We start from the raw sequence: 21,844 nt of genomic DNA, 5'->3' as shown, positions 1-21,844 counted from the left end.
TGGTTAATTTCCGTTAAAGGCCGTCAGATTATGTGTTTTCCCGACCTGAGATCCTTTAAATTGTGTTAATAAGCCTGATATCTCTTTGGGATAAGCCGTGCCGTTAATTGTAACAGTATCGGGAATGTGTCACTACGGAACGGGTAGAAAGGCAGATTACCTCAAGGCTTTGCTGCTAGTCCCTGTAGTGCTATGGATGACCATTGCAGCCCAGGGCATTATGCGCAAATCCGTGGAGATCTGCCGAAATTCAGTCCGGATGGCCGGGGAAACCGGCCAAATGGGTGCGGGGACTGGATGATTAAGGTGTTAGCCGCGTTTGCCGGGCCTTATAAGCAATCCGGTCGGGCAATGCGGCCTGAGTAGGCGTAAGCGAGGCGTACCTATGGCGACCAAAAAGACAAGCGAGTCGATTGACGATAGCGCTTTCCAGGCCCTCGAGGCAGCCCTGAGGATCGACTTCGAGGAAGAAGACGATACGCCAGTGCGTGGCCCCGCGCCTGTAGCGGCGGAGGCAACAGTGTCCGACACACCGAGACAGACCAAGCCTGCACCACGGACCTCCGCGCCGCAAGCGGATACGACAGCCCATGAAAAAGAACGGATGCGGGCCGCCGCCCAGGCAAAAGCCGCCAAGGCCCCAAAACCCGCTTCCGCGACACCCACCGATCCCGCGCCGAGATCCCCTTCCCTTGCGCCTGCCAACGATGCCTCCCGCCGCAGTTCATCCGCTGTCTTGAAATCGCTTGATGGCGGCTCGATGGGCGGCGCGCTACGCAATGCCACTATCGTTTCGCTACTCTGGGGCGCTGGTGGCCTTGCTCTGTCGCAATTGCTCTATGGCTCGCAGATCTGGAGCGGCGGCGCGGCCGCCATTTTTGCCAATCCTGGCATTATCGCCATTCTCGTCGGCACTATCCTGCCGATCTTCGTATTCTTTTCCTTTGCTATCATGATGTCGCGGGCGCAGGACATGCGCAATGCCGCCCGCTCCATGGCGGAAGTTGCCTTGCGCCTGTCCGAGCCGGAAACCGTCGCCTCCGAGCGCATCATGTCGGTCGGCCAGGCTGTGCGCCGTGAAGTCTCGGCGATGAACGAGGGCATCGAGCGCACCATCGCCCGCGCCACCGAACTGGAAACCCTGGTTCATTCAGAGGTGACCGCGCTGGAACGCAGCTATACCGATAACGAGCTTCGGGTCCGCAGCCTGGTGCAGGAATTGTCGGCGGAACGCGATGCCATCGTCAACCATGCCGACCGCATCCGCTCCTCCATCGTTGGTGCCCATGACCAGTTGAAGGAAGATCTGTCGCTGGCGACAGAAGAAATCGGTATTCGACTGGCGACTTCGGGCGAGGCTTTTGCCTCGATGATCGATATGCGCGCGGCAACGATCATGGAGAAATCCAACACCGCCGCCACGACGCTTGGATCACTGCTGACCGCCAAGACCGACGAAATGGTCCAGACGCTGGGCGCCGCCGGATTCTCGCTGTCGAGCGAATTCGACACCCGTTTGCAGGCCCTCACCGGCTCGATGTCTACCCATGGCGAAGAAATTCTGCGCCAGTTCGAGACCCGCGCCTCGACGCTGGATGCCAATACCGAAAAGCTCAATGCTGCGTTAAATGACCGCGCCCGCCAGTTGAACGAAACGCTGGTCGCCCGTACCCGAGAAATCGCCCAGAGCTTCACCCAGGGCGAAGCGACGATCAGCGGTAGCCTGGATACTGCGCTGTCTCGCCTCAACGCCTCTCTTGAAGAAAAGTCTGTTACCTTCCGCCAGAGTCTGCAAACCAATGCCGAAGACGCGCTTGTCGATATAGACATCCGCTCCGGCCTGTTTGAAGACCGGATGCAGGCGACCATTGGTCAGATCAACGCCACGTTCGATGACCGGATGACCGAATTCGCTACCGCTTTCGACCAGCGTGCCGGCACGCTCGACAGCAAGCTGAACGAAAGCCTGCTGCGCATCAACGAAACCATGGCGGGCGGCTCGGAAGCCATTGACGGGATGCTGACGACGTCAATCGACCGTCTCGGCAATACCATGACCGATCAATCCTTCGCGCTGGCCGCAACCCTTGGCGGCAATCAGGAAGCGTTGAACGAAGCCCTTTCCAGCCATTCGCGGGAATTGGCGGACGCCCTTGAGCGCCGCCGTCGTGAACTGGACGAAACAATTTCCAACGCCCAGAGCCGTATCGACCAGATCATGGCCGAGCGTGGCACAGCCTTGACCGAGGCCCTCAATACCAGTCAGACCCGTTTTGACGAAACGCTGGGCAGCCGTTCGGAAGCCGTGATCAACCAGCTCACCGGCAGCCATGATCGCATTTCCGATCTGCTGCAAAATGCCTCTTCCGGGATTGTCGAAGCTGTCACCTCCTCCGAAAGCCGTCTGGCCAACACGCTGGACCGCAAGGCACAGACGATCATAGAGGCTGCCGACGGTGCCGACGCCCGCATTGAGGCCGCTCTTAGCGACAAGGCCGATGCGATTCGCGCCGCCTATGAGACGAACCATGAGCGGTTGACATCGGTTCTCGATGCCAAGGTCGAGCAGCTTGAACAGACGGCCCTCGCCGTCGATAGCCGTGTCGAGGCTGCTTTCGGCAACAAGGCCGATGCGATCCGTGCGGCCTATGAAGAAAGCGAAGCGCGCCTTACCCGGACGCTCGACGGCAAGGTCGACCAGATCACCGATGCGGCGAGCGAAGCAGACATGCGCATTGAATTGGCGCTCGGCAACCGCATGGACACGATCCGCGCCGTCTACGAAGACAGCGAAAGCCGTTTGGCCACCACCATCGATGCCAAGCTTGGCGCCTTGACCGAGACGCTCGGCAATGCCGACAGCCGTATTGAACAAGCGTTTGGCACCAAGGCCGATCAGGTTCTCTCGGCCTATGAACAAAGCGAAGCCCGTCTCGCCCGCACGCTCGACAGCAAGATCGAACAGATCAGCGATGCCGCCTCCGATGCCGACATGCGCATCGAACTGGCGCTTGGCAACCGTATGGATACGATCCGTGCCGTTTACGAGGAGAGCGAAACACGGCTTTCCGGCACAATCGACGCCAAGCTTGGCGCGCTGACCGAGACGCTCGGCAATGCAGACGTCCGCATCGAACAGGCATTCGGCACCAAGGCCGATCAGGTTCTCTCCGCCTATGAGCAAAGCGAGGCTCGCCTTGCCCGCACGCTCGACAGCAAGATCGAACAGATCAGCGACGCTGCCTCCGATGCCGACATGCGCATTGAACTGGCGCTCGGCAATCGCATGGACACGATCCGCGCCGTCTACGAGGAGAGCGAAACACGGCTTTCCGGCACGATCGATGCCAAGCTCGGCGCTCTGACCGAGACACTCGGCACTGCCGACAGCCGTATCGAGCAAGCCTTCGGCTCCAAGGCTGACCAGCTCCGCGCCGTCTATGAGGAGGGCCAGGCCCGCCTTACGCAGACCCTGGATAGCAAGGTCGAGCAACTCAGCGATGTGGCTGCCGAAGCCGATATGCGCATCGAGTTTGCACTGGGCAGCAAGGTTGATTCGATCCGCTCTGTCTATGAAGATAGCGAAGCGAGACTGGCTGGAACCATTGACGCCAAGCTTGGCCAGCTGATCGAAACCGTCGGCTTTGCCGATAGCCGTGTCCAGCAAGCACTTGGCGCCAAGGCTGACCAAATTCGTGAAGCCTATGAAGCTAATCATGGTCGTCTGGCCGAAATGCTCGACAGCCGTATCAACCAGGTCATGGATACCGCTACGGAAGCCGATCTGCGCATGGCGCTCGCCTTCGGCAACAAGGCTGATGATATCCGTGCCGCCTACGAAGAAAACCAGGGCCGCCTTGAACAGTCACTGGAAGCCCATTCCAGCCGCTTGACCGAAACCCTTGGCCAATCCACCGACCGCGTCGAACAGGTGTTTGGCCGCTCGACCGACCGGGTTGAACAGGTATTGGGGTCTGGCGTCTCAAGGATCGAGAGTGACATTACCGGCAGTGTTTCACGGCTGGAAACCACCTTCGAAGACAATCACAATCGACTGCGCCAGACGCTGGACGAGCGTGGCAATGCCATCACCAGTGCCCTGCAGAATGCGCGGAGCGGATTGGAAGAAACCCTCAACGAACAGGGCATGGCCATCGGCGCGTCGATCGCCGCCAGCGCCGGCATGCTGGAAATGTCGCTGGAAGAACAGCAGGACAATCTGCGCTCCACCATCGACGCTTCAAGCCGTGATCTTCAGGACAGGCTGCGCGGTTCGGCTGGCGCCATTGCCGGAGAGTTCGGTCAGGCGGCCCGCGAAATCAGCCGCACGGCGGAAGAATTCTCCACACGGGTCGAAGGCTCGCTGGACGGCGTCGCCAACCGGTTGTCCGAGACAGGCACCCGGATCGAGACCAGCCTTGGCAGTCTCGAACAGCGTATTCAGGGCAGCCTCGAAGGCGTTGATCTCAAGGTCAGCAATGCCGGTGACAATGTTGCCGCCAAACTCTCCGAAAAGGTTTCCGACCTGGAGCGCGTCACCATGGATGCGACCCAGCGGATCGAGCAGACACTCGGCGATGCCACGCAGCGCGTCTCGGATACTTTCGACAGCCGCACGTCTGTTATCGATGAGCGTCTGTCGACCATGGACCGCGCCCTGAATATCGGCTTGCAGAACGTGAACAACACCATCGAGGGCAAGGCCGCAGGTCTCGCCTCTTCCTTGCGCGAAGCCGTTATCGGCGCCACTCGTGAGATCGACAGTGAGGCGCAGAAATCCGCCGAATTGCTGGGCCGGACCGGCCAGGAATTCTCGGAGACCATGAATGCCCGCAACGAGGAATTCACCCGTTCGGTGCGCGAACAGGCCGAAGATCTTACACGCCGGATCTCCGACACCCAGAACCGGCTCGCTGGCCAGGGCGCGCAGATCGCCCAAAGCTTCTCGGACGCTGGTGATGCCATCGTCAGCAAGGTTTCGGCAGCCGAAGCCACCATTACCGCCAAGGCAGGCGCCATCGCTGGCACGTTGACCGATGCCGAAAAGGCCCTGGAAGAACGTGCTACGGCGATCCGCGCCGCGCTGTCGGCAACGACCGGCGACATGACCGACGCCCTCGACAGCGTCGACAAGGCGCTGGATGCCCGTGGCAATGCAATCCGCACCACGCTGGATGAGCGCACCCGCGAGCTGAATTCAATGCTGTCAGGCCGCACGTCGGAATTGGCGCGCCTGATCGAGGAAAAAGCCAAGCCGACCGTCGAGCAATATGCCCAGGTTGGCCGCGATGCCGTCGAACGGATCGCCCAGGCCGCCGACCAGAGCGCCCACAGCCTGCGCCAGGAAAATGCCAAGCTGGCCGATGCTCTGGCAGCCCGTGCCGCCGAAGCCGCTCGCCAGATGAATGCTGCGGAAAACAGCCTGACATCCAGCGCTGGCGAAATGATCGACCGCATCAGCGAAACCAACCAGACGCTGCATGCCGTCGTCGAACAGGCCGCCCAGTCCATGGCCAATGCCGACCGTCAGTTTGGCGCAACGACTGACCGGCTGGCCGCGACCACCCACAAGGCCGCCGATGTCTTGGCGACGTCTGGCCGCTTGCTGGAAAGCAATCTGGAACGGCTGTCGAATGTCTCCAACCAGGCCCTGTCTCAGGTGACGGGCATTGTCGGTCGGTTCGGCGATCATGCAAAAGTGCTCGGTCAGGCATCCGAATTGCTCGGCGCGGCGCAGTCCAACCTTGCCGGTACATTGGAAGAGCGTCAGCAGGCCCTGCGCGATCTTTCCATCGGCATCGTCAAGCGGTCGGAAGAGATCGAGAATACCATGAAGTCGCTGGCCGGAATGGTCGATGGCGCCTTCAGTCAGGCTGAGCAGCGCTCCAGCCAGGTGGCCGGAAACCTGCGTCAGGGGATTGAAACCTCCTTTGCGGATATTGGCCAGATCCTCGGAGAGACCGAACAGAAAGCCAAGTCCGCGGCTGGCTCCATGCGCGATTCGCTGCTCTCGGCTGGCGAAGATGCCACCCGCGCCATCGAGCGCACCTTGGGTGATGCAGAAAAACGCTCCAGTGAGCTGGCAAACCGCTTGCGCGGTGGCCTGTCGTCGTCGCTCGCCGATGTCGACCGTATTCTGGCAGAGGCCGGTCAGAAATCGGATGGTACGGCCAACCAGATGCGCGAAGCCGTGCGGTCGGCCGTCGAGGATGCCCTTGGCCGCTTCTCCGGCGCCACCGACGAGATCCGTCGTTCGGCCCAGGAAATCCGACAGGAACTTGACCTGACCCGTACCGAACTGAAGCGCGGCGCCTTCGACCTGCCGGAAGAAGCCAAGGAAAGTGCCGGTGCCATGCGGCGTGCTGTTGCCGAGCAGATCAAGGCCTTGCAGGATATTTCACAACTGGTGGGTCGTAGCGCCCAGCAGCTGGAAATTTCCACGCCAGCGCCTCGCGCTGCCGCGCCTGCCCCTGCTGCTGTTCAGCCGCAACCGGCTCGCCCAGCACCGACTGTTCAGGCCCATGCACCGGTTTCACAGCCCGCACCGGCTCCGGTCTCCGCGCCTGCCCGCCCGGCAATTTCGGCGGCACCAGTCCAGCAAGCTCCACGCCCTGCCGCCAGCCCGCTTGGCCTGCGTGGCAGCCTGCAAAGTGAACAGCCAGCACCCGCTGCGGGCGAAGGCTCCGGCGGCTGGATCAGCGACCTATTGCGCGGCGCTTCGCGTGAGGAACAGACGATCACCTCGCCTGCCCGCGCCACTCGCCCAGCTGGGGAAGCTCCGCGCAGCAATGACAGCCGCAACCCGCGCCATATGGTCGAATCGCTGAATTCACTTTCGGTCGATATTGCCCGGGCCATCGATCACGATGCCTCGGTCGATTTGTGGCGCCGCTACCAGCGCGGCGAGCGCGACGTCTTCACCCGTCGCCTCTACACGCTGAAGGGCCAGCAGACCTTTGATGAAATCAAGCGTAAATACGACCGCGAACCGGAATTCCGCACTGCCGTCGACCGCTATATCGCCGATTTCGAAAAGCTGCTGTCCGACGTGGCCCGTACCGACCGCGACAAGTCGATCACCCAGTCCTACCTGACGTCCGACACCGGCAAGGTTTATACCATGCTCGCGCATGCGGCAGGCCGGTTTAGCTGAGAACGATTGAATGCCTGAATATGAACAAAACCCCGGGGGCAACTCCGGGGTTTTGTATTTGTAACGCTCAAATAATTTAGCGGCAGGCTCGAATGTCATCCCTGCCGAACGATAGCGCCAATGACATTGACGACAAGACGTGCTGCGGTCAAAGCGGAGAGGTTATCAATGTCAGCGGGAGGATAGAGTTCGACAAGATCGAACCCGGCAATTCTGCCCCGCTTGCCTACACCCGCGATCAGGTCGATGACCTGGGTATATGTGAGGCCGCCAGGCGTCCGAGCCGCCACACCTGGCATGATCGAGGGATCAAGGCCGTCGCAATCGAGAGTGATGATGGTTTGCGCGCCCTCCGGGATGTGCTGGAGTACAGCATCGATACCCTGAGCGTGAAATGTGCGAGAGGTTATTATGCGACTGCCATACTGCTGCGCCGCCTCAACTTCGGTAATAGCTGCGCTGCCGACGCCGCGCATGCCGACCTGCACGATACCGGCGACATGAGGCATTTCACTGATCCGGCGCATCGGGCTCGAATAGCCATAGCGTTCGCCATCTATGTCGTCGCGCCAATCAATATGGGCATCAATTTGCAGCACCCAGACAGGACCGTGCTGCGAAAAGCCTGAGACAAAGGGAATCGGGATGGAATCATCCCCGCCCAACACGACTGGAACAGCCGAAGACGCCAGGATCTCCCGTGTTTTTGCCTCGATTCTGGTTCGGTTACCAATATTATCGTGCATGATTGTCGAAATATTACCAACATCAATGCAGCAAGCCGGTTTGTTAGCGAAAAGCGGGCCACCAAGATCGAAATCCCAATGGTCGATCAACCCCGCATCTTCCTGGCTGGCAACGCGGATAGCATCCGGAGCCAAGCCGTGACCTCCGCTATCCTGTCTGGCATAGGTGCTACCGTGACCAGCTCCGACAATCACGATTTCGGGTTTACGCCCGCCGGAAAGCCGTTCAGGAAAGCCAAGAAATGAAGGTCCATTGCTCATTTTTCAGATCCTGGTTCAATGCCCAAAGGAGCAGCCGTCGCGAGGATTTGCAGCATGGCCACGAAATGGCTTGTTCGAATGCCTTTGGGATTTAGTGAAGCGTCGACAACCTGCACGACGACCAAATGCTTTTGAGGGATGATTGCAATAGCTTGACCGCCATAGCCGGATGCCAGAGCCGCTCCTTCTCCGAATACGGCAGGGTTCAATGTCCACCAGAGATAACCATAACCCATACTTCCCCGATCGGTTTGGGAGTAAGGCTTTGTGGAATCCTTCACCCATGATCCGGGAATGACCTGCCTGCCGTTCCATCTTCCGCCATCCAGATAAAGCTGACCAAAACGAGCGGCATCCCTGGCGCTGAGACTGACCGGGAAAGCAGGATGCTCTGATTGAGCAACCTTTACATAATGGCCGTCACGCACCGAGAAATCCTCCATGCCGAGCGGCGCAGCGATGCGCTGTGCAAAGCTCTGGAAAATATCCTCGCCTGTCTGCTGGCGATAGATCGTGCCGAGGGCATTGAAATCCCAGTTGTTGTACCACCAGAACGAGCCCGGTGCATGGCTTCCACGTTCTGGCCGTTTGCTCCGCATCTCGTCGGTTTCGGAGGCTGCAGGATGATAAACCCCTGACCTTGCCATAAGCAAGTCACGGATAGTCGCTTGTTTTTCTGTTGCGGTAAGGCTGGGAGGCTTGTCATCAATCTTCAGATTCTCAAGCGTATTCTCGAGGTTTATGCGGCCCTCGGATACGGCAATTCCGTAGAGCGCACTCAACACGCTCTTCCGGATCGACGCCACGTTCACTTTGCGCGAAACGTCACCCCAACGCGCAATAGCCTTTCCATCCTGAACCACCATAACGGCTGTCGGTTTCAACCGAGTGGAATAATCTTGAGCGGCTTTCAGCCTGTCGACATTCCATCCAGCCAACGCCGGATCAATAGTCTGCCACGGCTGAGCATGCGCACTTCCCAGGGAGAGCAGCATTAACAGAGACAGTAAAACTTGGAAAAGTAAACGTATGGGCATCCAGATCAGCTTTCGCACTCATCGCGGAAATTCGATACGCATTTAGCTGTCAATGTTTGAATGTAGAATAGGGTTTTGCGATGGAGCAAAGACAGTGTTCCGAGCCGATTTTATCTTTTCCGCCGTCCAAAAGCAAAACCCGCCTTGCGGGCGGGTTTTGTCTGCATTGTCTTGATGGTCTGACGGCCTCAAACGAGCCGGCTTTGCTCCAAAGCCGCTTCCACGAAGCTCTTGAACAATGGATGTGGGTCCAAGGGGCGGGACTTGAGTTCCGGGTGATACTGCACGCCGACGAACCATGGGTGATCGGGATATTCCACCGTTTCCGGCAGAAGGCCGTCAGGTGACATGCCTGCAAAGACCAGACCGCAGTCTTCCAGCCGTTGCTTGTAGTCCACATTCACTTCGTAGCGATGGCGGTGACGCTCGGAAATCTCGGTAGAGCCATAAATGTCGGCAATCCGCGAATCTTTCTTCAGCGCAGCCTTATAGGCTCCAAGACGCATGGTGCCGCCAAGATTGCCGGCAGCAGAACGCTTCTCAAGCTCATTGCCCTTCATCCATTCGGTCATCAGGCCGACGACCGGCTCCGATGTCTGACCAAATTCAGTCGAAGAGGCCTGTTCGATACCTGCCAGATGGCGAGCGGCTTCCACCACAGCCATCTGCATACCAAAGCAGATGCCGAAATAAGGAACCTTGCGCTCACGGGCAAACTGCGCGGCCAGGATCTTGCCTTCCGACCCGCGCTCGCCAAAGCCGCCGGGCACAAGAATGCCATGGACCTTTTCGAGGTAAGGCGCCGGGTCTTCCTTCTCGAAGACCTCGGATTCAATCCACTCGAGCTTGACCTTCACCCGGTTGGCAATGCCGCCATGGTGAAGCGCTTCGATCAGCGACTTATAAGCATCCTTGAGGCCGGTATATTTGCCAACGATGGCAATGGTAACCTCGCCTTCCGGGGTGCGGATGCGGTTGGAAACCTCTTCCCAGGCATCGAGACGTGGCTTGGGGGCCGGTTCGATGCCAAAGGCGGCCAGGACTTCATTGTCCAGCCCTTCCTTGTGGTAGGCCATGGGCACGTCATAGATATTGGCAACATCCAGCGCCTGAATGACCGCCGATGGGCGGACATTGCAAAACAGCGACAGCTTGCGGCGTTCCGGTTCAGGAATCTCACGATCCGCACGCACCAGCAGAATGTCCGGATGAATGCCAAGAGCCTGCAATTCCTTGACGGAATGCTGGGTCGGCTTGGTCTTCAACTCGCCAGCCGCCGGAATGTAAGGCATCAGCGTCAAATGCACATAAATCGCCGCGCCGCGTGGCAGCTCGTTGCCCAGCTGGCGAATGGCTTCCACGAAAGGCATGGCCTCGATGTCGCCCACCGTGCCGCCAATTTCGCAGATCACAAAATCATAGTCGCTATTGCCCTCAACGATGAAGTCCTTGATCTCGTTGGTGACATGCGGAATGACCTGAACCGTTGCGCCGAGATAATCGCCGCGCCGTTCCTTGTCGATAATGTTCTTGTAGATCCGTCCGGTGGTGATGTTATCGGTCTTGGTGGCCGAGCGCCCCGTGAAGCGTTCGTAATGTCCGAGATCGAGATCCGTCTCGGCGCCGTCGTCGGTGACGAAGACTTCACCGTGCTGAGTCGGGCTCATGGTGCCCGGGTCAACGTTGAGATAGGGGTCCAATTTGCGCAGCCGCACGCGATAACCACGTGCCTGTAACAAAGCCCCGAGTGCCGCAGCCGCTATTCCCTTACCAAGAGAGGAAACCACGCCGCCTGTGATGAATACATATCGCGCCATGGGCTTCACCGGATACCGTTTCGATTCTGATTCCGCCAGCGTTATTTTTACACCGGCGACAATACACACAAAGAAAAACCGGCGGACTGTTTAAGTCCGCCGGAGCGAAGACGAACCAGACCGATCAGTTGCCGGTCGGAACAGCGCCGGGCTGGGCCGGTGCGGGCGTTGTCGCAGCGCCATTGGCTGGTGCCTGCGCGCCGCCATTGGCAGGAGCTGTCGCCGGTGCGCCAGGCAGCTGGTCAAGAATATTGCCGGAAGGTGCCTGCTGGCCAGCCGGAATACGATTGAGAATATCGGTCGGCTTTGCCTCGAACCGCGACAAGATGCCAAGTCCAAGCGAGGTGATGAAAAACAGCGTCGCCAGGATAGCCGTTGTCCGGGTCAAGGCATTGGCCGCGCCGCGTGCCGACATGAAGCCTGAGCCGCCGCCGATCCCAAGCCCGCCGCCTTCGGACCGCTGGATCAGCACGACGCCGACAAGCGAAATCACGATTATGAGGTGAATGACGATCAGTACGGTCTGCATGGACGATCCATCCTGCCCACGTAGGGCCAAGTCAAAACAACATTCGGCGGCTCTCTACACGAGGAGCCGCCGCAAAGAAAGCCCTTTTCAACAAAGATCAGGCTGTCAAATCCGAATAGACACCGTATATGGCAAGGAAATCAGCGGCTTTCAAGCTTGCGCCGCCAATCAGGGCACCATCAACATTGGCAACGCCCATCAGTTCCCGTGCATTAGAAGGCTTGACGGAACCGCCATAGAGGATTCGCATTTTAGCACCCTCATTGCCCAACCGACGCGTCAACTCGGCCCGCATAAAAGCGTGTGCCTCGGTCACGTCAGCAATGGTTGGCGTCACGCCGGTGCCGATCGCCCAGACAGGCTCATAGGCAATAACCGTATCTTCGGCGAGCGCTTCGTCCGGCACAGAACCGGCGAGCTGACGCTTGAGGATATCCAGCGTCTGCCCTGCTTTGCGCTGATCGGCGGTCTCGCCAATGCAGATGATGGCCGTCAGTTCCGCCGCATGAGCCGCAACCGCTTTGGCGCGCACCAGATGATCGGTTTCTGCGTGATCGGTGCGGCGTTCGGAATGACCGACAATGACATGGGTTCCAAAGCAATCGGCGACCATTTCCGCCGAAATGTCACCGGTATGGGCACCAGACGCATTCTGATGGCAATCCTGCGCACCAATAAGCAGCGGACTGTCGTCGCAGAGCGCGGTTGCCACGTAAAGCAGCGTGGCCGGCGGGCAAATCAGACTGTCCACTTTCTCGCTGAGCGGTCCTTTCACGCCTTCGGCCATCGCCTTGATCTGATCAAGCGCGTCGCGGGTTCCGTTCATCTTCCAATTGCCCGCAACAAGCGGACGTACATCTGGTGTCATATCGATCCAACCCACCCTGATTCCATGACCCTGATCCGCCGGAAACCGCTTTTTCGCGCCTCAACCGACACCAGGGAAATCATAAACAATAATCTTCCACATTAAAGCGCGGCGTATTCCATTGAATTCAACGATGTCGCGCTTTGTTTTATTTTCCGCATGTCCGTTATCGTTCAACTGATTCCAGTTGAACGCGACAGGCTATAGACACCCTATAAAAGGACGTGGCGGCAAAAAAGGCAAGTTGCAATGCAACATGCCGTTAATTCATGCAGGATGGCAACTTAACCCTGTGATTTTAGGGATTAAAACAGAGATTTTTCTAGGAAAAATGGGAGACTGATTTTCCGAAAAGACAAATGAAAACAAGAAAAGCTTCGAGTCTCTCTGTTTCAATCCGATGCTGCCAAACTCTTGAACCAAATCCTGGGCGGGCTGTTTAACCGATTCGTTCTTCGCAAGACTTTTAAATTGTTTTGATATTTCTTAACGCCGACGCTTCTCCAAAGCCACGTTTCGGCGTATGCGGAAAGCTTGTTTCCCCTTAGCCAACCGGAGAGCCGCAATGGCCACCGTATCCCTTGAAGCCATCGACCGGCAAATTGCCCGCGGCTTCCCGGCGTTGCGGTTCAGCCCTGCCGTAGAAGCGGAATTTCTTCAGGAATATGTCGCCAATCGGATCAAGTTGACACCATTCTGGGCAGTGGTCGGCACGCTTATCTACGATGCCGTTTTCATCGGTGACGCGACGATGATGGCCGACGTGTTCGACAAACTGATGATCGTGCGCTTTGGGATATTCACGCCCTTTGCAATTATCAGCGTGCTTGCCGTCAGACGCTGGCGCACCGCCCTGAATTACGAACTTCTGTCGCTGGCAATAGGCACATTCAGCATTCTCCTGCCGATGTCGGTCGCAATCTACAGCAATAGTCCGTACATGTTCGTTTACCAGAACGGCAATGTCGCGGCATTCCTGTTCTTCGTCATTGCGCTACGGCCACGGTTTCATATCGTGGTAATCGGCCTGACGCTGATGTGCGCCGTGCTGCTGAAAACCGCAAAGTTGAACGGCTCTTTCGATGACATCACCTATAGTGGGCTGATCAGTTTCTACATTACGATCGCAATTTTCCTGGCGCTCAGTGCCTATTTTCTCGAACATACCGATCGATTGAATTTCCTCAACAGGCTGCGCGCTGGCCTGCTGCAACAGCAATTGGAACATAACGCCGCCCGTGACGAGTTGAGTGGCCTGCTAAACCGTCGCTCGCTGGTGCAGGTCGCGACCGACATGTGGAAAGGCAAAGTGCCGGCAACACATGTTTGCGCCATCATGCTCGATATCGATGATTTCAAGCTTTACAACGATGTGCATGGCCATCTGGAAGGTGATGAATGTCTACGCACTGTCAGCCAGTGCATTCGCGACAATGCCGGTGAAAAAGGCTTTGCCTTCCGCTACGGCGGCGAGGAAATGCTCGTTTTGCTTCCGAATACGGATGTTGATGCTGCCTGTGCGATAGCAGAGGCCATCCGCCGGGCCATCGAGTGCATGAACATCCCGCATTTGGGCAAAGGCAGAGGCCAGGTGACAACAGCAAGTCTGGGTGTAGCGGAAGGCCCCACGGCAACGGTTTCGTTGGAAGACCTGCTGAACCGCGCCGACGCGGCCCTTTACGAGGCAAAGCGCAGCGGGCGCAACCGTGTCTGCGTGAGCGGGTCAACGCAGCTCAATCTGGAATTTGCCAGGGAAAATTGAAACCCTGCTTTCCCCAAATGACAGACCAAAACAGTAGTTTCTAGCGGATCAGCCAGTTCAGTACGGCGCGCCAGTCGGTCATGCGCACCGGCGTCCCGTGAGAACCGGTCAGAAACAACGTGAATCGGGTTGGATAGCCGGTGCGGTGCAGGCGCTCGTAAAGCGCGATCTGGTCGCCGGCGGCATAGACGCTATCACGGCTGCCATGGGTAAACCACATCGGCAGCTTGCGTTTGAAGGCCGCACTGGCAGTGAAATCCGGATCGCTGGCTCCGCCGAGAATGGCCATGCCGGACAGTTTGGCAACGATTCGTTCGTCACGGGTCAGGCCCCAACAGATGAAACTGCCCATGGACGCGCAGGACAATACCACCGGACGCCCACCGGAATGGGCGGAGGCATAATCGATCAGGGCCGCAACCTGCGTTACCCCCGATTGGTCGAAGGACCGAACGGAGGGGGCGTAATAGGTTCCACCATTGTCGCTGGCGAGATTTTTCAGCCGGTTGAAATTGCCGCCGAATTTGTAGTCATCGGCTCCAAGGCGGCGGTCCCCGCCCCGGCCGTGAATGAAGATCACCGTGAATGCCGCGCCATCAGCAGGTCCGGTCCTCGTTACGTCCAGCTTGCCGGCATCACCGAGATCCAGCGTCTCGTCCTTTTGCTGGTGACGCACACCAAGCGAGACGTAGGCGGACTTCACCCGGCGCTCTGGAATTTCGTCGCGGCCATTGATGTCGCGCATTTCCTGATAGTCGATGGTCTGGAAATCACCCTTGTCGCGGCTTTCCAGCACGGTCTGGCCGGAAAACAGCTCGTCCTTGAACGGTTTGAGGCTAAAGGCAGGCGCACTCGTTGCAGGCAAAGAGCTGGCGACCGAGCAGAGAGCGGCCAGAACCACGGGGGCGAACAAATGAACTGTGGACATCCGCATCGGGATCAGGTCTCCTTAACGGCGCAGCCTTGCCACGCCGTCACGAGAAACGCAAAAGTTTTCCTTGAAAACAGGCTGAATGGACATGGTTTGACCAAGTGCTACATAATTCTCCCGCGTCCTTGCCGCAACAGGCAATAAAGGAATGGGCGTACTTGAACGCAATCGGTTGATTGTTGCCGAGAATATGCGCTAATCAGGAACAAACCGGAAACTGCGCCGAAAGCGCCAGGGACGGACGAGCGTATGCCCTATCGCAAGACAGAATTCTTCACGACGCTCCGCTGAAGACCACAAGCAAATGACAGACAAGATCATGGACGATAACAACGACCTTTTTGCCGCCCTGCCGTCGACGCCCCCCAAGGCGGCGAAGACGCAGAAAGGTGCTGCCGATGTGGCGGCGGCTAGTGCCACGACTGTTCCCGCCGCCCAGCCGGAAACCCCGGCCAAGGCAGTGGCTTTCGGCTCAGCCACGCCCGCCTCCACTGGCAATCCCGACGATTATGGCGCGTCCTCCATCCGTGTTCTGGAAGGGCTGGAGCCGGTGCGGATGCGTCCCGGCATGTATATCGGCGGCACGGACGAAAAGGCCCTGCACCATCTCTTTGCCGAGGTGATCGACAATTCGATGGACGAGGCGGTGGCCGGCCATGCCAATTTCATCGATGTCCATCTGGATGCCGAAGGCTTTCTGACGGTTTCCGACAATGGTCGCGGCATTCCCGTCGAGTTGCATCCGCAGGTGCCGGGCAAATCCACCCTTGAAGTGATCATGACCAAGCTGCATGCGGGCGGCAAATTCGACGGCAAGGCCTATGAGACCTCAGGCGGCTTGCACGGGGTCGGCGTATCCGTCGTCAATGCGCTGTCTGATCTGCTGGAAGTGGAAGTGGCCCGCAATCGCAAGCTCTATCGCCAGCGGTTTTCGCGCGGCGTGCCGCTGGGCGGGTTGGAAGAATTGGGCGATGTCCATAACCGGCGTGGTACGCGGGTGCGCTTTCACCCCGATCCGCAGATCTTCGGTGATCACGCGAAATTCGATCCGGGCCGGATTTTCCGCATGGCCCGCTCCAAGGCCTATCTGTTCGGTGGCGTGGAAATCCGCTGGTCCTGCGATCCGGCAATCCTGACCACCGGCGGCGACATTCCGGATAAGGCGGTGTTTCACTTCCCCGGCGGGTTGAAGGATTATCTGGCCGCGACGCTCGGCAAGGAATTTACCGTCACCCGCGAAATTTTTGCCGGCAAGACCGAAAAAACCGGCGGCCATGGCGCGATGGAATGGGCGATCACCTGGTATGGCGGCGATCCGCAGGTTCATTCCTATTGCAACACCATCCCGACGCCCGAAGGCGGCACGCATGAGGCCGGTTTGCGCATTGCGTTGACCAAGGGCTTGAAGAATTATGCTGAACTGACCCAGAACAAGCGTGCCCAGCAAATCAGCACCGATGACGTGATGATTTCGGCGGTCGGCATGCTGTCGGTTTTCATCCGCGAACCGGAATTTGTCGGTCAGACCAAGGACAAGCTGGCGACGGTCGAGGCGCAGCGTCTGGTCGAAAACGCCCTGCGCGATCCTTTCGACCATTATCTGGCTGACAATCCGAATGAAGCCGCCAAGCTGCTGGACTGGGTGATCGAGCGGGCCGAGGAACGGCTGCGGCGGCGCAAGGAAAAGGAAGTCAACCGAAAGACCGCGGTGCGCAAGCTGCGCCTGCCCGGCAAGCTGGCGGATTGCGCCCAGAACACCGCCGAGGGCGCGGAACTGTTCATCGTCGAAGGCGATTCGGCTGGCGGCTCGGCCAAGCAGGCCCGTAACCGCTCCAACCAGGCCATTCTGCCCTTGCGCGGCAAGATCCTCAATGTCGGGAGCGCCAGCCGTGAAAAGCTGATGGCCAACCAGCAGATTGCCGACCTGATCCAGGCGCTCGGCTGTGGCACCCGCACGAAATATCGTGATGAAGACCTGCGCTATGAGCGCATCGTCATCATGACCGATGCCGACGTGGACGGCGCCCATATCGCTTCGCTGCTGATCACCTTTTTCTATCAGGAAATGCCGGAACTGATCCGGGGCAATCATCTCTATCTGGCCGTGCCGCCGCTCTACGTGATCCGCCAGGGTGCAAAGACGGTCTATGCCCGCGATGATGCTCACCGTGCCGAACTGATGGAAACCACCTTCAAAGGCAAAAAAGTCGAAATCGGCCGGTTCAAAGGTCTCGGCGAAATGATGCCAGCCCAGTTGAAGGAAACCACCATGGACCCGGCCAAGCGGATGCTGCTGAAAGTCGAGATCGACGACGTCGATTTCGAAGGCACCCGTGATGCGGTGGACGCCTTGATGGGGACAAAACCGGAAGCCCGCTTCCGTTTCATTCAGGAACGGGCCGCCTTTGCGGAAAACCTGGATATTTAACCCTTCAACGACGAAGGCCGATCAAGCGACAGGATTTTCCAGCCGTTTTTCCATGAACATGCTGAGCGGATCGGGACGGTAAGAGCCGAAGGGCGGGATTTCCTCAAAACCGGCTTTGCGATAGAGACCAATCGCTTCCGGCTGGCTGATGCCTGTCTCAAGGCGCAGCGCCTCAAGGCCAAGCTTTTTTGCCTGCTCCTCCAAGGCTGCCATCAGCTTTTTGCCGAGGGACAGGCCTCTTGATTGCGGGTCGACAAACATCCGCTTGATCTCCGCCGTGCCATCACCAGCCTCGACAATGGCGGCGCAGCCGACCACCTGCCCTTCATGGCGCGCCACGAAAAAATGGACATCAGGCTTTTCCAGTGACGAAACTTCCAGAAGATGGTTGCTTTCCGCTGGATAGAGTGCAGCCATATAAGCATCGGAGAGATCCAGCAACCGGATCACGTCGGGCTGGCGGGGCGGTTCAATGGTGATTGCCAAAAGAGGATTGTTCACGGACATCTGTCGATCCTGAAAGGCACCAAACCGGACAAAAACGATTATATGTTATAATTTTTTGTCCGAGGGCCGATTGGTCTTGGTTGCGCCAATCTTGTTGCGTTACTGATAACTTTACTGACTGGAAGGACGATCCGATGCAAGCCTCACTTGTGATCATGACCATTCTGGGATGCAATGACAGCGTCAGCCAATGCCAGTATATCGCCACCGCCGAGCAGCGCTGGGTTTCGGTGGAATTGTGCAATCGCGATTCGGAAAATGTGCTGGGGCAATATTCCAATGTGAATTTCCCCAGCGTCGTTGCCTTTTGCCAGCAACAGACGGTGACACCTCCCCAGACGACCGTGACAGCGGTCCCAGCAACGCCAACCGATCCAGTGCCAGAGGCTGAAAAGCGGTCTCTCGCGGATCGTGCCATTAACAGTGTAAAACAGGTTCTGCCCGGCAAGGAGGATATCAAGATGGTGTTCACCACCCCGGTGCATGTGGTCACCGATACCTATGCCTGGGCCGCGAAAAAGCTGACCAAATAACCCGGCACGACCTCATCCCGGAAGAAATCAGGCTGCATCGACCACAAGATGTGCGGCATATTGGCGGGCCTGTCGGCGCTCATCCTGATGAAGCATGGTTTCCACCAGATCCAGCAATTGCCGCGCTGCCTCGCTAGACGCCAGCTTGCTCCCCTTGGCAAGAAGCGGCTGGCAAATGCTGCCGATCTCACCATGGGTCGCCGTCTGCACGGCATGACGCCAAAGCAGCACGGCTTCAACGAACAGCGGTGCGATTGTGTGGTCAAGACCGGCTGAAAGAAGCAGCGCCCGCACCGCATGCATACGGCCCGTGGCCAGGATCGAGCGCACCCGGCGCTCCTGTAAACCACTCAGCGATTCGATGGCACTGGCGAAGAAATCCACCTTGCCTCGGCACAGAAGTTCGATCAGCAAGGCGGGCGTCAATTGACCATTGATGCGCATCTGCTCGACCAGATCGGGAATTTCATCGAAGCTGACCTCACCGGCAATCACTGCGGCTGCACTGACGCCGATTTCACGGTTCAGCCGAGTGAGCTTGCTTTCCCCAAGGGAAAATCGCAGTAGGCCGGAGGCCGCAAGCGCCTGACTGGCTTGTGAAACCAGCAGGTGCCTCGCCCGGCCCGGCAAGTCCAGACGCTCCAGCAAGACACCCCTCATCGAATCGTGGGAGCCGTGGCGCTCAGTCAGTCGCAGTAGGCTGAAAGGCGAAATGGCGGCGGTGGGGTTATCGAGCAGCACCAGGCATTCCGGCAGGTCGCCAATCTCGCTGAGGGCGGCGGCAACGGCGCAGGAAAGCTGTGGACGCGCGGCAATGAAGGCCCGCGTCATGCTGCTGCCTCGACCGGCCAGATCAACCAGGTCACGGTCTTGCAGCACGGGCGAGCAGAGAATGACCCGAGAGGCGATCTCCGGCTGGTCTTCACATAAGGAGATCAGGATGGCGCGCGGCGCCTCAGCCGAACAGGCCAGCGCCTCGGCCAGCGCCAGCCGCACTTTGGGTGAGGGATCGTCCAGAAGATAGGTTATGGCGACGTAGGTGGAGCGCCGGTCGTCTTCGGTCATCGGGGAATGCAGATAGGCCCGGCCCAGCGCATTGGCGGCCTTCGCCCGGTCGCACGCCTTTGCGGTTTCAGACCAGCGAAAGAAAGCCTTTACAAGCACTGACAACCCCAATCAAAACTAAACCCGACCCATTGCCATTATGATATGCGAGAAAAGTTTAAGATTGGTTCACCATGTCGTTTAACCATGAGGATCGGAAGGATCAGCGTTTGCTTTTCTTCAAGGAGAAACCTTGCCAGGTGCTATTGCTGATCGAGACAAAACAAGAGTCGTCGCCAGCCTCCCCGGACGCACTGGTTTTTGGCAGCACCGATCCAGCCGCAGTATATGCCAGCTGGCGACAAAAAAAACCCTCACCCACCCTGCCCGTGCTGTTTCATCTTTCCGCCCGGCTGGACCATGATGACTTCGCGGCCCTTCTCGCCCGGCTGATGGCGCTGGAGCCGGATGGGTTGATGCTGACGGATGTCGCAACAGCCGCCGATAGCCAGCGGCTGGATGCGCTCTTGCGGGTCGAGGAAGCGAGAGCCGGGCTTGCCGATGGCAGCACACCCTTCATTGCCCTTCTCGGCGGCGACCCTTCCGGCTTTTTCCAGGCATCCGCCATCGCCGCCAGTTCGGCCCGGCTGATCGGTCTTGGCCTGGATGAAAAAGCGGTCATCACTGCTATCAAAGCCGAGACACCGCGCCATGCCCAGCCGGTTCTGGAAACCTCCCGCAGCCTCGTGCAACTGGCCGCAGCCAGCGCCAATCTGCCTACCTTCGTCCGCCCATGCAGCCTCGAAGATCCTGACGCAGCAACTGATCTGTTAAAGCGCGGCTTTACCGCTCTCATCGGCGATAGCGGCAAGGCGGTGGCAGCGATCTGCGCCGCCTTGCCGGGAAAATCAGGCCTTTGACGGTCGTACCATCTGGAACACTTCGGTCACGGCCGCATAGTCCAGATAGCCCAGCCGTGACAGGGGTTGCACCAGCGTTACATCGAATCGGCCATCGCGCATGGCACTGTCAGCCAGATGAATGCCGACGACTTCACCGAACACCACGAAATTCTCGCTGGGTTCGCCCGAAAGCGTCTTTGGCGAAATCACCTCGGTAACCTTGCATTCCAGCACGGCATAAGCTTCGTCCACATAAGGCGCGTCCACCAGCTGGGCCATGACGGGGGTCAGCCCGGCAAGCTCGAATTCGCTCGTGCCATAAGCTGCTGGTGCCGAAGACCGGTTCATGGCCTCGCCTAAGTCGCTGCTGACGAAGTTGGCCGTGAAGCAGCCGGTTTCCTCTACATTGCGCAGGCTGTCCTTGCGCCCGAAGGAGGAAAACATCACCATTTTCGGCTTGTCGGAAATGGCGTTGAAAAACGAATAGGGCGCCAGGTTGAACGATCCATCCCGGCCTTTCGATCCGATCCAGCCGATAGGCCGTGGTGAGACCACGGCCTTGAAAGGGTCGTGCGCCATGCCATGGGCATTGGTCTTGGTTTCGTAAAACATCAATCCGTGTCTCCCATCCAGCTCACCACGTCATCTATGCTCGGACGCGGACGCTCGACAATCGGAAATGTCGTGGACCCCATGTGAATAAAGCCCGCGACCTTCTCGCCCGGCTTGATGCCCAGCAAAGGAAACGCCTTTTCATCGAAGGCAAACCATTCGGAAAGCCAATTGGCCACATAGCCATGGGCGTTGGCCGCCATCAACAGATTGAGGCAAACCGCACCCGCCGACATGACCTGCTCCCATTCCGGCACCTTGGGATGCGGTCCCGCCGTGCTGATCACGCCGATCACCACAGGGGCGCGCGTGAAGCGAGCGCGCTCGACCTTGATCATCTCCTCATCCAGCTCCGGCTTTTTCTCCAATGCCATGGCCAGCAGCGCCTCGCCGATTTCAACCCGCTTGTCGCCGCGATAGACGATGAAGCGCCAGGGAGCGATCTTGCCGTGGTCGGGCACGCGCACCGAAAGCTTTAGGATAGATTCAAGTTCTAGTCTGGAGGGACCGGGCTCGCACATCTGAAAAGCCGGAACGGAACGACGGGTGGCCAAATAATCGAGAAGGGTGATATGTTCGTACATGTTAACGTCTTTTCCTTGAAGATCGGCGGAGCCTTGAAGAAAGTCAGATCAGTGGTCGTGAAAGCCCGCCCTGCGAAAGCGTCGGAATTCAGAGCCCGAATACTGGAAAACTGGAGTAGAAAATTCAGGA

The 21,844-nt window shown here is 58.3% G+C and carries 15 protein-coding genes; 5 read left to right on the top strand and 10 right to left on the bottom strand.

Annotated features, from left to right (window positions below):
• Window positions 1–385 precede the first annotated feature (385 nt).
• The gene (locus G6L01_RS06680; RefSeq protein ID WP_070164700.1) at window positions 386–7,153 is read left to right on the top strand and encodes an apolipoprotein A-IV repeat region-like domain-containing protein; all 6,768 of its coding nucleotides are present in this window, start codon (window positions 386–388) and stop codon (window positions 7,151–7,153) included.
• 95 nt (window positions 7,154–7,248) lie between these two features.
• On the opposite strand, the gene G6L01_RS06675 is transcribed toward G6L01_RS06680, so the two are convergent.
• From G6L01_RS06675 to tpiA, 5 genes are all read right to left on the bottom strand, one after another.
• Window positions 7,249–8,160 (bottom strand): agmatinase, encoded by a 912-nt coding sequence (locus G6L01_RS06675; protein ID WP_070164699.1) that lies wholly within the window; start codon window positions 8,158–8,160, stop codon window positions 7,249–7,251.
• The gene (locus G6L01_RS06670) at window positions 8,157–9,197 is read right to left on the bottom strand and encodes a serine hydrolase domain-containing protein (protein WP_070164698.1); all 1,041 of its coding nucleotides are present in this window, start codon (window positions 9,195–9,197) and stop codon (window positions 8,157–8,159) included. The genes G6L01_RS06675 and G6L01_RS06670 overlap by 4 nt, the downstream gene beginning before the upstream one ends.
• A gap of 188 nt (window positions 9,198–9,385) precedes the next feature.
• Complete coding sequence (gene pyrG / locus G6L01_RS06665; protein WP_081341883.1) at window positions 9,386–11,023, bottom strand: CTP synthase; 1,638 nt, start codon at window positions 11,021–11,023, stop codon at window positions 9,386–9,388.
• Between the two features lie 115 nt (window positions 11,024–11,138).
• A complete protein-coding gene (secG, locus tag G6L01_RS06660) occupies window positions 11,139–11,543 on the bottom strand; it encodes a preprotein translocase subunit SecG (protein WP_070164697.1) in 405 nt (134 codons plus the stop codon).
• A gap of 97 nt (window positions 11,544–11,640) precedes the next feature.
• The gene (gene tpiA, locus G6L01_RS06655) at window positions 11,641–12,411 is read right to left on the bottom strand and encodes a triose-phosphate isomerase (RefSeq protein ID WP_070164696.1); all 771 of its coding nucleotides are present in this window, start codon (window positions 12,409–12,411) and stop codon (window positions 11,641–11,643) included.
• A gap of 565 nt (window positions 12,412–12,976) precedes the next feature.
• Between tpiA and G6L01_RS06650 the strand changes: the two genes are divergently transcribed.
• A complete protein-coding gene (locus G6L01_RS06650) occupies window positions 12,977–14,173 on the top strand; it encodes a GGDEF domain-containing protein (protein WP_070164695.1) in 1,197 nt (398 codons plus the stop codon).
• 40 nt (window positions 14,174–14,213) lie between these two features.
• On the opposite strand, the gene G6L01_RS06645 is transcribed toward G6L01_RS06650, so the two are convergent.
• Complete coding sequence (locus G6L01_RS06645) at window positions 14,214–15,107, bottom strand: dienelactone hydrolase family protein (protein WP_070164694.1); 894 nt, start codon at window positions 15,105–15,107, stop codon at window positions 14,214–14,216.
• Between the two features lie 301 nt (window positions 15,108–15,408).
• Between G6L01_RS06645 and parE the strand changes: the two genes are divergently transcribed.
• Window positions 15,409–17,532 (top strand): DNA topoisomerase IV subunit B, encoded by a 2,124-nt coding sequence (parE, locus tag G6L01_RS06640; protein ID WP_156584035.1) that lies wholly within the window; start codon window positions 15,409–15,411, stop codon window positions 17,530–17,532.
• A 21-nt stretch (window positions 17,533–17,553) separates the two neighbouring features.
• Here parE and G6L01_RS06635 read toward each other — a convergent pair whose 3' ends face one another.
• On the bottom strand, window positions 17,554–18,039 hold the full coding sequence (locus G6L01_RS06635) for a GNAT family N-acetyltransferase (RefSeq protein WP_070164693.1): 486 nt from the start codon (window positions 18,037–18,039) through the stop codon (window positions 17,554–17,556).
• A 134-nt stretch (window positions 18,040–18,173) separates the two neighbouring features.
• Here G6L01_RS06635 and G6L01_RS06630 point away from each other — a divergent pair, with 134 nt between their 5' ends.
• Complete coding sequence (locus tag G6L01_RS06630; protein ID WP_015916014.1) at window positions 18,174–18,572, top strand: hypothetical protein; 399 nt, start codon at window positions 18,174–18,176, stop codon at window positions 18,570–18,572.
• Window positions 18,573–18,599: 27 nt separating this feature from the next.
• On the opposite strand, the gene G6L01_RS06625 is transcribed toward G6L01_RS06630, so the two are convergent.
• Window positions 18,600–19,736 carry a DUF2336 domain-containing protein gene (locus G6L01_RS06625; protein ID WP_070164692.1) on the bottom strand — a complete coding sequence of 379 codons (1,137 nt, stop codon included), beginning with the start codon at window positions 19,734–19,736 and terminating at the stop codon, window positions 18,600–18,602.
• Between the two features lie 140 nt (window positions 19,737–19,876).
• On the opposite strand from G6L01_RS06625, the gene G6L01_RS06620 reads away from it, so the two are divergent.
• Window positions 19,877–20,536 carry a hypothetical protein gene (locus G6L01_RS06620; RefSeq protein WP_139190290.1) on the top strand — a complete coding sequence of 220 codons (660 nt, stop codon included), beginning with the start codon at window positions 19,877–19,879 and terminating at the stop codon, window positions 20,534–20,536.
• Here the strand turns inward: G6L01_RS06620 and G6L01_RS06615 are convergent.
• Both G6L01_RS06615 and G6L01_RS06610 read right to left on the bottom strand, forming a co-directional pair.
• Window positions 20,525–21,130 carry a flavin reductase family protein gene (locus tag G6L01_RS06615; protein WP_070164690.1) on the bottom strand — a complete coding sequence of 202 codons (606 nt, stop codon included), beginning with the start codon at window positions 21,128–21,130 and terminating at the stop codon, window positions 20,525–20,527. The genes G6L01_RS06620 and G6L01_RS06615 overlap by 12 nt on opposite strands.
• The gene (locus G6L01_RS06610; RefSeq protein WP_070164689.1) at window positions 21,130–21,714 is read right to left on the bottom strand and encodes a nitroreductase family protein; all 585 of its coding nucleotides are present in this window, start codon (window positions 21,712–21,714) and stop codon (window positions 21,130–21,132) included. Before G6L01_RS06610 ends, G6L01_RS06615 begins: the two co-directional genes overlap by 1 nt.
• Window positions 21,715–21,844: the final 130 nt, after the last annotated feature.

The organism is Agrobacterium vitis, assembly GCF_013337045.2.
Taxonomy (GTDB): domain Bacteria; phylum Pseudomonadota; class Alphaproteobacteria; order Rhizobiales; family Rhizobiaceae; genus Allorhizobium; species Allorhizobium vitis_B.
This window is presented reverse-complemented; position numbering and strand designations above follow the sequence as displayed.

Bases quoted from the DNA above. Each gene is read 5' to 3' on its own strand.
- G6L01_RS06650 (WP_070164695.1), top strand. From the start codon at position 12,977: ATGGCCACCGTATCCCTTGAAGCCATCGACCGGCAAATTGCCCGCGGC.
- G6L01_RS06680 (WP_070164700.1), top strand. From the start codon at position 386: ATGGCGACCAAAAAGACAAGCGAGTCGATTGACGATAGCGCTTTCCAG.
- G6L01_RS06610 (WP_070164689.1), bottom strand. From the start codon at position 21,714: ATGTACGAACATATCACCCTTCTCGATTATTTGGCCACCCGTCGTTCC.
- G6L01_RS06675 (WP_070164699.1), bottom strand. From the start codon at position 8,160: ATGAGCAATGGACCTTCATTTCTTGGCTTTCCTGAACGGCTTTCCGGC.
- G6L01_RS06630 (WP_015916014.1), top strand. From the start codon at position 18,174: ATGCAAGCCTCACTTGTGATCATGACCATTCTGGGATGCAATGACAGC.
- G6L01_RS06615 (WP_070164690.1), bottom strand. From the start codon at position 21,130: ATGTTTTACGAAACCAAGACCAATGCCCATGGCATGGCGCACGACCCT.
- G6L01_RS06645 (WP_070164694.1), bottom strand. From the start codon at position 15,107: ATGCGGATGTCCACAGTTCATTTGTTCGCCCCCGTGGTTCTGGCCGCT.
- tpiA (WP_070164696.1), bottom strand. From the start codon at position 12,411: ATGACACCAGATGTACGTCCGCTTGTTGCGGGCAATTGGAAGATGAAC.
- G6L01_RS06670 (WP_070164698.1), bottom strand. From the start codon at position 9,197: ATGCCCATACGTTTACTTTTCCAAGTTTTACTGTCTCTGTTAATGCTG.
- G6L01_RS06635 (WP_070164693.1), bottom strand. From the start codon at position 18,039: ATGTCCGTGAACAATCCTCTTTTGGCAATCACCATTGAACCGCCCCGC.
- parE (WP_156584035.1), top strand. From the start codon at position 15,409: ATGACAGACAAGATCATGGACGATAACAACGACCTTTTTGCCGCCCTG.
- secG (WP_070164697.1), bottom strand. From the start codon at position 11,543: ATGCAGACCGTACTGATCGTCATTCACCTCATAATCGTGATTTCGCTT.